The sequence below is a fragment of the Massilia sp. METH4 genome, assembly GCF_037094685.1.
GTDB lineage: Bacteria > Pseudomonadota > Gammaproteobacteria > Burkholderiales > Burkholderiaceae_D > Rugamonas.
In genome coordinates, this window is sequence record NZ_CP146614.1 from 6,767,610 (window position 1) to 6,779,884 (window position 12,275).

Annotated in this window: 12 protein-coding genes and 1 riboswitch; of the genes, 6 read left to right on the forward strand and 6 right to left on the reverse strand. The window is 65.7% G+C overall.

Translation table 11 applies throughout. The annotated features are described in order from the left end of the window. Positions 1–6: 6 nt before the first annotated feature. The 3 genes from V6Z91_RS29420 to V6Z91_RS29430 are packed head-to-tail and all read left to right on the forward strand — an operon-like array spanning position 7 to position 2,426. The gene (locus tag V6Z91_RS29420) at positions 7–426 is read left to right on the forward strand and encodes a YciI family protein (protein ID WP_338764720.1); all 420 of its coding nucleotides are present in this window, start codon (positions 7–9) and stop codon (positions 424–426) included. 21 nt (positions 427–447) lie between these two features. Continuing rightward, positions 448–1,146 carry a YciI family protein gene (locus tag V6Z91_RS29425; RefSeq protein ID WP_338764722.1) on the forward strand — a complete coding sequence of 233 codons (699 nt, stop codon included), beginning with the start codon at positions 448–450 and terminating at the stop codon, positions 1,144–1,146. A 5-nt stretch (positions 1,147–1,151) separates the two neighbouring features. Further along, positions 1,152–2,426, forward strand: coding sequence for an RNA polymerase sigma factor (locus tag V6Z91_RS29430; protein ID WP_338764724.1), 1,275 nt, complete (start codon positions 1,152–1,154; stop codon positions 2,424–2,426). A 3-nt stretch (positions 2,427–2,429) separates the two neighbouring features. On the opposite strand, the gene V6Z91_RS29435 is transcribed toward V6Z91_RS29430, so the two are convergent. The 3 genes from V6Z91_RS29435 to V6Z91_RS29445 are packed head-to-tail and all read right to left on the reverse strand — an operon-like array spanning position 2,430 to position 3,656. Beyond that, positions 2,430–2,849 (reverse strand): GFA family protein, encoded by a 420-nt coding sequence (locus V6Z91_RS29435; RefSeq protein WP_338764727.1) that lies wholly within the window; start codon positions 2,847–2,849, stop codon positions 2,430–2,432. A gap of 18 nt (positions 2,850–2,867) precedes the next feature. Continuing rightward, positions 2,868–3,323, reverse strand: coding sequence for an Imm26 family immunity protein (locus V6Z91_RS29440; RefSeq protein ID WP_338764729.1), 456 nt, complete (start codon positions 3,321–3,323; stop codon positions 2,868–2,870). Positions 3,324–3,347: 24 nt separating this feature from the next. Then, complete coding sequence (locus V6Z91_RS29445; RefSeq protein WP_338764731.1) at positions 3,348–3,656, reverse strand: hypothetical protein; 309 nt, start codon at positions 3,654–3,656, stop codon at positions 3,348–3,350. A 195-nt stretch (positions 3,657–3,851) separates the two neighbouring features. After that, positions 3,852–3,950: riboswitch (TPP riboswitch) on the forward strand. 90 nt (positions 3,951–4,040) lie between these two features. Between V6Z91_RS29445 and V6Z91_RS29450 the strand changes: the two genes are divergently transcribed. Then, positions 4,041–6,134 (forward strand): TonB-dependent siderophore receptor, encoded by a 2,094-nt coding sequence (locus V6Z91_RS29450; protein WP_338764734.1) that lies wholly within the window; start codon positions 4,041–4,043, stop codon positions 6,132–6,134. A 224-nt stretch (positions 6,135–6,358) separates the two neighbouring features. On the opposite strand, the gene V6Z91_RS29455 is transcribed toward V6Z91_RS29450, so the two are convergent. After that, positions 6,359–6,874 carry an ATP-binding protein gene (locus V6Z91_RS29455; RefSeq protein ID WP_338764736.1) on the reverse strand — a complete coding sequence of 172 codons (516 nt, stop codon included), beginning with the start codon at positions 6,872–6,874 and terminating at the stop codon, positions 6,359–6,361. Beyond that, entirely contained in the window at positions 6,871–7,494 is a 624-nt protein-coding gene (gene pnuC, locus V6Z91_RS29460; RefSeq protein ID WP_338764738.1) for a nicotinamide riboside transporter PnuC, read from the reverse strand. The genes V6Z91_RS29455 and pnuC overlap by 4 nt, the downstream gene beginning before the upstream one ends. 169 nt (positions 7,495–7,663) lie before the next feature. Here pnuC and V6Z91_RS29465 point away from each other — a divergent pair, with 169 nt between their 5' ends. Then, positions 7,664–9,613 (forward strand): alpha/beta fold hydrolase, encoded by a 1,950-nt coding sequence (locus tag V6Z91_RS29465; RefSeq protein ID WP_338764741.1) that lies wholly within the window; start codon positions 7,664–7,666, stop codon positions 9,611–9,613. 32 nt (positions 9,614–9,645) lie between these two features. Beyond that, the gene (locus V6Z91_RS29470; RefSeq protein ID WP_338764744.1) at positions 9,646–10,065 is read left to right on the forward strand and encodes a DUF1810 domain-containing protein; all 420 of its coding nucleotides are present in this window, start codon (positions 9,646–9,648) and stop codon (positions 10,063–10,065) included. A gap of 50 nt (positions 10,066–10,115) precedes the next feature. Here the strand turns inward: V6Z91_RS29470 and V6Z91_RS29475 are convergent, their stop codons facing one another. Continuing rightward, positions 10,116–12,251, reverse strand: a complete 2,136-nt coding sequence (locus tag V6Z91_RS29475; protein WP_338764746.1) for a S46 family peptidase — start codon at positions 12,249–12,251, stop codon at positions 10,116–10,118. Between the last annotated feature and the right edge of the window lie 24 nt (positions 12,252–12,275).

Genomic DNA, 12,275 nt, shown 5'->3' on the forward strand with positions numbered 1-12,275 from the left:
GCCGCCATGCGTTTCATGATCATCGTGAAGGCCACGCCGGACAGCGAAGCGGGCAGGATGCCCTCCACCGAGCTGCTCGCCGCGATGGGTAAATACAACGAGGAACTCGTCAACGCCGGCGTGATGCTGGCCGGCGAAGGCCTGCACCCCAGCTCGAACGGCGTGCGCATCCGCTACCACGGCAAGGAGCGCACCGTCATCGACGGGCCCTTCTCGGAAACGAAGGAGCTGATTGCGGGATTCTGGCTGATTCAGGTAAAGTCGCGCGAGGAAGCCATCGAGTGGCTCAAGCGCGCCCCGATGCAGGATGGCGACGAGGTCGAGATCCGCCAGGTATTCGAGGCGGAAGACTTCGGGGCCGAATTCACGCCCGAATTACGCGAACAGGAGGACCGGCTGCGCGACCGCATCGCCAGCACCTCCTGACACGATCAGGAGGAGGATGGGATGCACTTCATGGTGATACGGCGCGCCGACGCCGGTTCCGAAAGCGAAGCTTTTCCGGGCGAGCCGCTCGAACGTGCCATGCCGGACGCGCGCTGGCTGCATCCCAGCCGCGAGGCGGTGCGCCTGCACCGCTCCGCCGGGGCCTGGTCCATCGAACCAGGCCCGTTCCCCGCCGGCGAACTGGCGGCCGGCTTCGCGATCATCGATGCACCGTCGAAGGAGGCGGCGATCGAATGGGCGCGGCGCTGGCCCTCGGCCGACGCGGAAGGGCAGGCATTGCTCGAAGTGCGCGAGACCGGGTGCTCCGGCGGCTGCGCCGGCATCGACTCGCAATCGCCGCCGCACCTGACGCCGTACGCGGTGCTGATACGCTCCAGTCCCGCCCTGGAAGCGGAGCTGCCTCCACCGCCGGAAGTCATCGCCCGCATGAACGAGCGCAACGCCAAGGATGCGCAAGCGGGCGTACTGCTGGCGGGCGACGGGCTGAAAGGCACGGCGAAGGGCGCGCGCGTCAAGTTCAAGGGCGGCCGGCCGACGGTCGTCGACGGCCCGTTCACCGAGATCAAGGAACTCATCGCCGGCTTCTGGCTGATCCAGGCCAGGACGGTGGATGAAGCGATCGCCTGGGTGAAAAGCTATCCATTCCCCTGGCCGGATGTAACGCTGGAACTGCGGGCCGTGGCGAGCCCGCGCGCTTGAGCCCAGTGGCATTGAGCAGCGCGGTCCATCGCACCGTCGAGGCGGTGTGGCGCATCGAGTCGGCGAAGATCATCGCCGCGCTGGCGCGCATGCTGCGCGACGTGGGCCTGGCCGAGGAAATGGCGCAGGAAGCGCTGGTCGCGGCGCTGGAAACGTGGCCCGAAGCGGGCATGCCGGACAAGCCGGCCGCCTGGCTGATGGCCGCCGCGAAGAACCGCGCTCTCGACCACCTGCGCCACCGCAGGCTGGCGCAGGACAAGGAGCCGCAGCTCACCTACGAAATCGAAAGCCTGCTGGAAGATGCCGCGCCCGACCTGGAGCGGGCGTTGGAAAACCCGATTGGCGACGACCTGCTGCGCCTCGTCTTCATCGCCTGCCACCCGGTGCTGCCCACCGAAGGCCGGGTGGCGCTCACCCTGCGGCTGCTGGGCGGTCTGACGACGGAGGAAATCGCCCGCGCCTTCCTCGTGCCGGAGCCGACCCTGGCGCAACGCATCGTGCGCGCCAAGCGCACGCTGGCCGAGGCGCGCGTGCCGTTCGAGGTGCCCGTGGGGCACGAACTGGTGCGGCGCCTGGAATCGGTGCTGCAAGTGATCTACCTGATCTACAACGAGGGCTACTCGGCCAGCGCGGGCACCGACTGGATGCGGCCGGCCCTGTGCGACGAGGCGCTGCGGCTGGGCCGCATCCTGGCCGAACTGGTACCGCGCGAGCCGGAGGTGCACGGGCTCGTGGCGCTGATGGAAATCCAGTCCTCGCGCGCCCGTGCCCGCATCGCCGCCGACGGCGCGCCGGTGCTGCTGCTGGACCAGGACCGGGCGCGCTGGGACCAGCTGCTGATCCGCCGCGGCCTGGCCGCGCTGGAGCGGGCCGGCCGGCTCGGCAAGGGCCTGGGGCCCTACGGCCTGCAAGCCGCGATCGCCGCTTGCCACGCGCGCGCCCGCAGCGCCGCCGACACGGATTGGCAAGGCATTGCGGCGCTGTACGATGCGCTGGCGCAGCTGGCGCCCTCGCCCGTCGTTGAGCTCAACCGCGCCGTGGCGCTGGCGATGGCGTTCGGACCCGCCGCGGGTCTCGAGGTGGCCGATGCGCTCGTCGATGAACCCGCGTTGAAGCACTACCACCTGCTGCCCAGCGTGCGCGGCGATTTCCTGTTCAAGCTGGGGCGGTACGAGGAGGCGCGCGAGCAATTCCTGCGCGCCGCGGGGTTGACGCAGAACGAGCGCGAACGGGCGCTGTTGCTGTCGCGGGCGGCGGCGTGCGCGCCGCTGCCGCAATGAGACTCAGGGTACCTCGCGGGCGCCTTCGCCGCGCGTGCGCAGGTAGCGGGGCAGGCTGTCCGCCAGTTGCAGCCAGCGCAGGTGGCTTTGCATGAAGGTGTGGTCGTCCGGCGGCACCAGCTCGGGATCGTCCAGGCTGGCCGTGGTGACATCGAGTTCGCCGGGGGACCGGTCGTCCTCGAACGTCAGCTGCGTGCCGCAGGCGGCGCAAAAGCCGCGGCGCGCGCCGGGACTCGAGTGATAGAAGGCCGGGCTGCCGGCGGAAAAATGCAGCCCGGCGCGCGGTACCGAGAACCATGCCACGCAGGGCGCTCCGCTGGCGCGGCGGCACATCGTGCAGTGGCAAAGCGTGCTGTTGAACGGTTCGGCCGTGACCACGTAGCGCACCGCTCCGCAAAAACATCCTCCCTGGTGCAACTGCATGGCCTTCTCCTTGCAGCCCTAGTCGAGCAATTTCGTCAGCAGCAGCTCGGTCGACCCGTAGCCGAACAGCGAGTCGCTTTCCAGCCCCGCCGTTTCGTAGGGTACCGACACTTCGCGCTCGGGCTTGGCGGGATCGTCCGCGTAGGTGGCCTGCCAGGCGCGCTTCAACGCGTCGGAACGGCGGATGAAGACGGGCACGGGCCAGTCGTTGCGGTCGAAATGCTCGGCGTCGCCGAGCACCGGCCAGCGGCCGTTGGCCAGCGCCATGTCGCCCGTGCGGATGGCCTTGAGGGCATCACCCGCCTTCAGGCCCTGCACATCGGCCAGCATGGGCATCGTGGCCCGCTTCGGCCCGAACAGATAGGCCAGCATGATCTTCCCCTGGGGCGACATGCGGGCGACAAGCCCGGTCGCGTAGCCGCCATTGATCAGTGGCACGGCAAACCAGCTTCCTTCGTGATACGGCTGCTTCATTCGATTCTCATTGTGTGGACTGCCTTACATATTTTCGTCGTAGCGATATTGGGCGGCGATCGGGCCGGCCTTGAACAGCGCATCGCGCAATTCCTTGTCCAGCTTCGGGTCGCGGCGGCGCACCCATTCGATCAGCATCGCCACGTGCTTCCGCGTGCTGTCGCGCTGGCTTGCCAGCACGAGCTTCAGCTCGGGGTCGGTGCAGGCCGCGAAGCGCTGGTTATACATGTCCAGCGCGCCCAGCCGGTCGATCAGCGAGGTCAGCGCACGGTGCATGTCCAGCACCTGGGCGTCCAGGCCCTCGCGGTGTTCAACGACGTGTTCCTGCGTCATGGCAGCCTCCTGTCGGCGTGGAACGATGGACTGACACAAAGGGTCCCACCAAGGGTCACATCAAGGGTCACATCAAGGGTGACATCAAGGATAACATCGAGGGTGATATTGTCGGTCCAAGCCCATGTTTCCACAAGTATAACAATGCGCCCGGACCGATGGCGCACGACATTGTAGTCAAATGTGATAAGCTTTCGGCTTCGCTAGGGGTCCTGGAATGCGTTTTCCGGGTGAGAGATACCCTTCGTACCTGATCTGGATAATGCCAGCGAAGGAAAGCGCAAAGCAGTGTTCGTCACCAGTCGGTTCCTCCGAACCTCCCCGAACTTACCCTCCTGTGCTCCTCGCTGGTTCGACAAAGAACTAGAACTAGAGAGCACACCGATGAACAAGACCACCATCTCCGCCGCCGCGCTGGCCATCGCGCAGGCCACACACGCATCCGCCGCTTTCGCCCAGCAAGCCGACCCGGCGATGACGGAAGTCATTGTCACCGCCGTGCGCGGCGCCGCCGACCGCGCCTCGGTGGCCGGCTTCGCCGAAACGCCGCTGCTGCAAACGCCCGCCTCGGTCAGCGTGATCACGCGCGAGCAGATGCAGGACCTGAACATCCGCTCCACCACCGACGCGGCGCGCTACGACGCCAGCATCAGCGACGCCTACAACGCCGTCGGCTATGCCGAGCAATTCTCGATCCGCGGCTTCAAGCTCGCTAACGCCACCAGCTACCGCAAGGATGGCCTGGCAATTTCGGGCGACACCCAGATCCCGCTGGAGAACAAGGAAAGCATCGAGGTGCTGAAAGGCCTGGCGGGCCTCACCGCCGGCGTCGCCGCGCCCGGCGGCGTGGTCAACTATGTGACCAAGCGCCCCACCAACACCACGCTGCGCTCGGTGCTGTTCGAAGTGAGCGAGCGCGGCACGCTGCTCGGCACCGTCGACCTGGGCGGCCGCTTCGAGGACCGCCGCTTCGGCTACCGCATCAACGTGGCCGGCGAGCGCCTGCGCTCCTACGTGGAAGGCGCGGATGGCCGCCGCAGCTTCGTATCCGGCGCATTCGACTGGCAGATCTCGCCGCGGGCGCTGCTGCAGGTCGACGCCGACTACCAGAAGAAGTCCCAAGTCTCGGCGCCGGGCTTCCAGCTGATCAACAACGTGTCGCTGCCGGACGTGGATCCCGCCACCCTGCTGAACGACCAGCCGTGGAGCTATCCGGTCGCCACCGAAAGCATGAACTTCGGCGCCCGCTTCCAGTACCAGCTGGCGCAGGACTGGAAGCTCGAGGTGAAGGCCAACCGCCACGTGTTCAAGCGCGACGACTACACGGCCTTCCCGTACGGCTGCTCGGCGCAGGAACTGTATCCGGGCTTCTGCGGCAACGGCGACTACGACGTGTATGACTACCGCAGTCTCGACGAGCAGAAGAAACCGCTGGCGGCGCAGGCCATGCTGCAAGGCCGCTTCGCCACCGGCGCGCTGACGCACGACCTGTCGACCGGCCTGGCCTACTACGGCAACAAGGAAAGCTGGGGCGAGGACGTGTACGAGTATGCCGGCACCAGCAATATCTACCATCCGGTCGTCGTGCCGCCGCGCAGCGACCTGCAAACCGGGCCGTCGTTCGTGCAGCGCAAGGACAACGAGCGCGCCGTGTTCGTGCAGGACATCGTGGGCATCACCAGCGAGCTGAAATTGCACGCCGGGGCGCGCTACGTAAAACTGAAGCGCGACGAGCTTGGGGTGGCCCCATCGAGCGCCAGCTTCTGGCTGCCGAATGCCTCGCTGGTGTACAGCCCGCGCGGCAACCTGTCGCTGTACGCGACCTATGCCCGCGGCCTGGAACACGGCGGCATCGCGCCGATGGAGACGACGAACGAGAACCGCGCCCTGGCGCCATCGAAGTCGAAGCAGGTGGAACTGGGCGCCAAGGCGGAAATCGCCGGCATCAGCATGGCGGCGGCGCTGTTCCAGATCGAGAAGGGCCTCGAGTACATCGACGCCACCAATACCTTCGTGCGCAATGGCCAGGCGAAGCATCGCGGTGTCGAATTCTCGGCGCAAGGCAAGGCCACGCGCGAGCTGACGGTCGGCGCCTCGCTGGCCGCGCTGAACACGAAGCAAAGCGGCACCGGGCAAAGCATCTACGACGGCAAGCGGGTGACGAACGTGCCGGCCATCCGCTCCACCGTCTTCGCCGAGTATGCGGTCTCGCCGGCGTTCAAGGTGAACGGCGACTGGCAGTTCGCCGGCAAGAAAGCGTTCGACGAGGAGAACACCGTGTTCGTGCCGAAGTACCACGTGGCCAACTTCGGCGCCTCGTACATCACGCGCGTGAACGACATGCCGCTGGTACTGCGCGCCCAGGTGCGCAACGCCTTCGACAAGTTCTACTGGCGCGACGTCACGCCCGACCTGGGCGGCTACCTGATGCCGGGCCTCGGGCGCACGTTCCGCGTGTCCGCGCAGCTGAATTTCTGATGTTTTACAGCTGAGCTCATGTCCCTTGGTGCCAGGTACCCATGGGACACGGGCTCAGCTATTGCCCAGCATCGGCGTCAGCGGTTGCCAGCCATTCGCCCCGCGGGGAACCGTGTGCGCAGGTTATGCCTGCTAACGCGTAGCAAGTTTTTCTGGCTGAGCCCGTGTCTCGCGGTGCCTGGCACAAGAGACAGCATCAAGAGACAGCACAAAGAGACACGGGCTCAGCCACGCCCCAACACCTCTTCGACCTGCCGCAGCCGCTGCTCCAGCGGCCCGTGAATGCGCACGTGCGGGATCGCGCGGGCGGCGAGTTCTTCGGCGAGGATCGCGTTGACGGCGGCGCTCTGGTCTTCCGGCTCGCGCTGCAAGCCATCCGGCTTCCACGGGATGTCCGGGGCGCACACCAGCGTCACGTCGTAGCGGCGCGCCGTCACCAATTCCCCCAGCTTCGGATCGATACGCCCAAAGTAATGGCGGCTGTACACGGCCGTCATCAGCGGCGTGGTGTCGCAGAACAGGAAACGGCTGGCGCGCGCCAGGGCGAGGTCTTCGCGCGCGGCCTGGGTCTCGGCGATGTGCAGCTGGTCGCCCTCGACCGGCACGCGCTCGCGCAGGTCGACGAACTCGCGCAGGTATTCCGGCACCCACGCGTCCCGGTAGCGCTCGGCCAGCGCCTGGGCCAGGGTGGTCTTGCCCGACGAGGCGCTGCCCACGATCGCCACGCGCATCGTCCTCATGGCAGCACCATCGCTTCGCTCGCCTTTTCGTTGGCCAGCATCGACTTGCGCCAGGCCAGCAGGCCGATCGCGGCCATCACCACGAAGAGCCCGTACAGCAAGGCGGTCAGCATCAGGCCCTTGTGCACGTACAGCGCCACGTACAGCACGTCGACGATGATCCACACATGCCAGTTCTCCAGCTTCTTGCGGGACAGCAGCAGCTGCCCCACGAGGCTGCCTGCGGTGAGGAACCCATCGGCGAACGGCACGTCGGTATCCGTGAACGTCATCAGGAACCAGGCCAGGGCGATGAAGCCCACGATCCAGCCGAGTGCCGCGGCGGCCCTGCCCGCCCCCGGCAGTTGTGTCACGGGCAGGCGCGCATGCGTCTCGTCGCCATGCAGCCACTGGTACCAGCCCCAGATCGACACGGTGATGAACACCAGCTGCAGGCCCATGTCGCCGTACAGCTTCGCCTCGAAGAACACCACGCCATACAGTGCCGACGAGAGGATCGCGAACAGCCACGCCCAGTGGTTCTGGCGGATGTTCAGCCAGACGGTGGCGATCGACAGCGCGAAGGACAGCAGTTCGAGCGGTGTGGTGGAGAGGCCGAGGAGGTGGAGGGTTTCGTTCATGAGACAGCTCAGGGGGACGGCGGATTATGCCACGGGGGTGGCCGCCGAACCATATCGGCTGGCATACAGCGTGGATCACGGCCTCGATCGATGAGAATTCTCACCAATTATTGCATATTGTTAATTTTAGTGGATTGCAGAATAATGGACGAAATTTTCACGTATCCTCATGAACCGCTCATTCCTGCTCCTCTTCGCCCTGCCCGCCCTGCCCGCATTCGCCCAGGCGCCGGCCGCCACCATCCCGATTTCCGCCTTCGTCAAGCAGGAACAATTCGCCCAACCCCGGCTGTCGCCTGACGGCAAGCACCTCGTCGTCACCGTGCGCATGCCGATCGGCAAGCGCGACGTGCCAACGATGACGTTCTACAGCCTGCCCGACCTGAAGATGGAAAGCGTGGTGCGCCTGCCCGCATTCCAGGTGCCGCTCACGTATGACTGGGTCAGCAATACCCGTCTCGTGGTGCGCAAGGGCCGCGAGGAAGGTTCGCGCGAGATTCCGTCGTCGTATGGCGAGGTGCTGGCGATGGATTACGACGGCAAGAAGCAGGAATACCTGTACGGCTTCGAACGCTTTAAGAATTCGGCCCGCACCAGCGGCTATGCCGACGACTACGGTTCCGCGTTCATCGCCGACATTCCCGCCCGGCCCAATGGCCGGGCCTTCCTTTCCGCCCACCTGTGGGACGCCGATTTCAGCGAATTGCTCGACGTCGACACGCAGAGCGGCAAGCGCCGGTCGGTCGCGCGCGTGCCCTACCCACGTTTCGGGTTCAATGTGCAGAACGATGGCGAACCGCGGTTCGCCAGCGGCAACGACGAAGCGGCGCTGTTCACGCTATTACGGCGCGAAGGCGACAATTGGATCCGCGTCCCTCGGGAAAAGACCGGCACGCTGCTCGATCCATTCGCTTTCTCGGCCGATGACCGCGAGTTCATGGCATGGCATTCGCGGCACGGCGAACCGCACGTGCTGGTGCGGGAAGATCTGGCCACCGGCGCGCGCCGGGTGGTGGCCGAAGATGCCAACGGTTCCATCAACAACGTCATGTTCGGCAGCAGCCGCTACCTGCCGATCGCCGCGTTCACGTCCGTCGGCAAGCCGCAGGTCCGTTACCTCGAGCCCGACAGCAATGCCGACGTCGCGTTGCACAAGCAGCTCGCCGCGCAGTTTCCCGGCGACGTGGTGCGCTTCCTCAATGCCACACAGGATGGGGCCAAGCTGCTGTTCGTCGTCCAGAGCGATCGCGATCCGGGCACTTATTACCTGTTCGACCGCGCCACCGGCCGCGCGGACATGCTCTTTGCCGCCATGGACTCGCTCGATCCGGAGCAAATGGCCGAGCGCAAGCCGATCTCGTTCAAGGCACGCGACGGCTTGCAACTGCACGGTTACCTGACGCTGCCGCGCCAGCCGGCGGCCGGCAAGCTGCCACTCGTGCTGATTCCCCATGGCGGCCCGCACGGCCCCCACGATGGCTGGTACTTCGACACGGATGCCCAATTCCTCGCCAGCCGCGGCTACGCCGTGCTGCAGGTGAACTTCCGTGGCTCGGGCGGGCGCGGTGAAACGTTCCAGGCGGCGGGCTACCGCCAATGGCGCGGCAAGATCATGGACGACCTCGTCGATGGCGTGCGCTGGGCCACCGACAACGCCGGCATCGACGCCGATCGGATGTGCGTCTACGGCGTCAGCTTCGGCGGCTATGCCGCCCTCACGCTCGCCTCGCGCGAGCCAACACTGTTCAAGTGCGCCGTCGGCTACGCCGGGGTGTACGACCTCAAGCTGTTCTTCGAGGAAGACAGGGCAAAGCGGTCGAAGAGCCTTGCGAGCTTCTACCGGCGCTACGTGGGCGACGATATCGCGGAACTGGACCGCATCTCGCCGGCGCTGCACGCTGGCACGATCAAGGCGCCCGTGCTGCTCATCCACGGCGGCAAGGACACGATCGCGCCGAAGGAACATGCGTTCCGCATGCGCGATGCGCTGGAGAAGGCAGGCCGGCCACCCGAGTGGTACTACGTCGACTATGAATGGCACGGCTTCTATGACACGGAAAACCAGATCGAGGTCTACCGCCGCCTGGAGGCCTTCCTGGCGAAGCACATCGGCAAATAAGGTTAGACTGCATGCTCCCCATGGAGGACAGCATGCAGTTCGACCTCGACCGTTTCATCGCCGCCCAGGACCGCGCCTATGACGAGGTGCTGGCCGAACTGCGCGCCGGCCGCAAGGCCAGCCACTGGATGTGGTTTATCTTTCCGCAGCTGAAAGAACTGGGCCGGTCGGAAACGAGCCGTTTCTACGGCATCGCGGGACTGGACGAGGCGCGGGCCTACCTGGCTCACCCGGTCCTTGGCGCCCGGCTGCGCGAATGCACGAACCTCGTCAACGGGCACGCGGGCACGCCGATCGACGTGATCCTCGGCCACGTCGATGCATTGAAATTTCGCTCGTCGATGACGCTGTTTGCCAATGCGGCGCACAGCGATGGCGTGTTCGCCACGGCGCTCGACACCTTCTACGGCGGCGCGCCGGACCAGGCCACGCTCGGCCTGCTCGGCAAATGAGCAAGCCGCCATCCTTGCGGACGGCGGCTTTCAGGAAGGACGATCCCGGCTTACTTCTTCGGGTATCTGATCGTCATTTCCTTCAGCAGGTTGTCGGCATGGTCGACTTCCTTCATCACCCACAGCATGTAGCGCACGTCGAGGTGGATCGCACGGGTGATGGCCGTATCGAAGTACCAGTCCTTGGTGATCGATTCATAGGTCGAGTCGAAGTTCAGGCCGATCAGTTCGCCACGCTTGTTGACGATCGCCGAACCGGAGTTGCCGCCCGTCGTGTCCGCGCTGGACAGGAAGTTGACCGGCACCGTGCCCAGGATCGGGTCCTTGAACTGGCCGTAGCGCTTGGCCTTGACCGCTTCGAGCAGGGGCTGGGGCGCGTTGAACGGGTCCTTGCCGGTATGCTTCTCGGCGATGCCTTCCACCGTCGTGAACGGGCCCTTGGTGATGCCGTCCTTCGGCGAGTAGGAGTCGACGGTGCCGTAGGTGACGCGCAGCGTGGAGTTGGCGTCCGGGTATACCGGCTTGCCCTGCGACTTCTTCCACGCGATCACGGCGCTCATGTACTGCGGGATCACCTTTTCCAGATTGCCTTCCGATTCCTTGGAGCGGTCTTCCAGCGCCAGCGCGAAGGCGTGCATCCTGACGGCCAGTTGCATGAACGGGTCGTCCGACTTCTCCAGGGTGGCGGCATCGGCGTCCAGCAGCGCCAGGCGCATGGCCGTGTCACCCAGCTTGCTCTGCTGGTACAGCGCGGGCAGGTCGGCCACCGACGGCAGCAGCGCATCCAGGCCCTGCGGGCGGAATGCCGCCGGCAGCTTCACATAGCGCTGCAGGCCGGCCGTGAAGCGGGCCTGGTCCACGCTGCCCACGTACGACTGTTCCAGGCGCGTCAGGCGTGCCTTGATCATGGCGAGGTCGCGCTGCTGGTAGCCCGACTCGCGCTCCGCATCCGGCTTCCTGCGTTCCAGCGCCAGGCGGTACAGCGTGCGCGCGGACTTGAACAGGTCGGAATTGGTTGCCACGTTCCAGGCGAAGGTCTGCTGTTCCAGCGCCATGTCGGCGGCGATTGCCGCATCCAGTTCGGACAACATGGCCCGGGAGACGTTCGGCTGCCTGCCATACCACGAACGGAACTCGGCATCCTGCACATCCTTGATGGCAGCGATATCCTTGCGCGCGAAGCCGTCCAGCAGGCCCTGGGTCTTCTTCATGCGGTTGTTGATCGACTTCACGACCGACGCGTAGCGCACTTCGTCGTTCTTGCTGTTCTTCGTGGCCGCGGCGATCGTGTCCAGGTCGGCCTGGTATTCGGCCACGATGGCCGGGTACGAGGTGTCGCGCGCGAAGCGGATTTCGGCCGGCAGCTTGTAGCGGCTGGTGCGGCCCGGATAGCCGGCCAGCAGGATCGGATCGCCGGCCTTCAGGCCCTCGGCCGACACCACCAGGAAGTCCTTCGATTTATACGGCACGTTGTCGGGTGAAGGATCGGCCGGGCGGCCGTCCTTGCCCACGTAGGCGCGCAGGAACGAATAGTCGCCGGTGTGGCGCGGCCACTCGTAGTTGTCGATATCGCCGCCGTAGTTGCCGATCATGTCGGCCGGCGCGTAGACGAGGCGCACGTCGCGGATCATCATCTGGCGGATGCGGTAGTACTCCAGGCCCCGGTGGAACGCCGGCACGGAGCAGCGGTACGATTTATCCGTCTCGCACTCTGCGATCAGCTGCTTGACGCGGCGCTCGATCTGCTCGTGGCGCGCCTTGCCGCCCACGTTCTCCAGCCCTTCCAGCACGCGGCCAGTCACGTTCTCGACCTTCTCGGTGACGTACACCAGCGCGTTCGGACCGCCAGGCAGCTCCTCCGCGCGGGTCTTGGCCAGGAAGCCGTCGGCGATGTAGTTCTTCTCGGCCGTGGAGTTGCGCTGGATCGAGCCATAGGCGCAGTGGTGGTTGGTGACCACCAGGCCATCGGGCGACACGAACGAAGCGGAGCAGCCGCCCAGCGACACGATGGCGCTCATCGGATGCTTCGTCAGGTCGGCAATCTGTTCGGCGGGAATCTGGATGCCGACACGCTTCAATTCCGATTTCAGTTGCGGCAGCTGGTGGGGTTGCCACTGGCCTTCGTCGCCGTGTGCGACGCCGAAGGCGGCCAGCAGAGCGGCCGGCAGTACGAGTTTTTTGAACAAGGTATGTTCCCCTGGGTTGATGAA

What these genes read in the sequence shown, in the direction of transcription:
- V6Z91_RS29455 (WP_338764736.1), bottom strand. Translation starts at nt 6,874, where the DNA reads ATGAGGACGATGCGCGTGGCGATCGTGGGCAGCGCCTCGTCGGGCAAG.
- V6Z91_RS29470 (WP_338764744.1), top strand. Translation starts at nt 9,646, where the DNA reads ATGCAGTTCGACCTCGACCGTTTCATCGCCGCCCAGGACCGCGCCTAT.
- V6Z91_RS29450 (WP_338764734.1), top strand. Translation starts at nt 4,041, where the DNA reads ATGAACAAGACCACCATCTCCGCCGCCGCGCTGGCCATCGCGCAGGCC.
- V6Z91_RS29425 (WP_338764722.1), top strand. Translation starts at nt 448, where the DNA reads ATGCACTTCATGGTGATACGGCGCGCCGACGCCGGTTCCGAAAGCGAA.
- V6Z91_RS29445 (WP_338764731.1), bottom strand. Translation starts at nt 3,656, where the DNA reads ATGACGCAGGAACACGTCGTTGAACACCGCGAGGGCCTGGACGCCCAG.
- V6Z91_RS29440 (WP_338764729.1), bottom strand. Translation starts at nt 3,323, where the DNA reads ATGAAGCAGCCGTATCACGAAGGAAGCTGGTTTGCCGTGCCACTGATC.
- V6Z91_RS29420 (WP_338764720.1), top strand. Translation starts at nt 7, where the DNA reads ATGCGTTTCATGATCATCGTGAAGGCCACGCCGGACAGCGAAGCGGGC.
- V6Z91_RS29435 (WP_338764727.1), bottom strand. Translation starts at nt 2,849, where the DNA reads ATGCAGTTGCACCAGGGAGGATGTTTTTGCGGAGCGGTGCGCTACGTG.
- pnuC (WP_338764738.1), bottom strand. Translation starts at nt 7,494, where the DNA reads ATGAACGAAACCCTCCACCTCCTCGGCCTCTCCACCACACCGCTCGAA.
- V6Z91_RS29465 (WP_338764741.1), top strand. Translation starts at nt 7,664, where the DNA reads ATGAACCGCTCATTCCTGCTCCTCTTCGCCCTGCCCGCCCTGCCCGCA.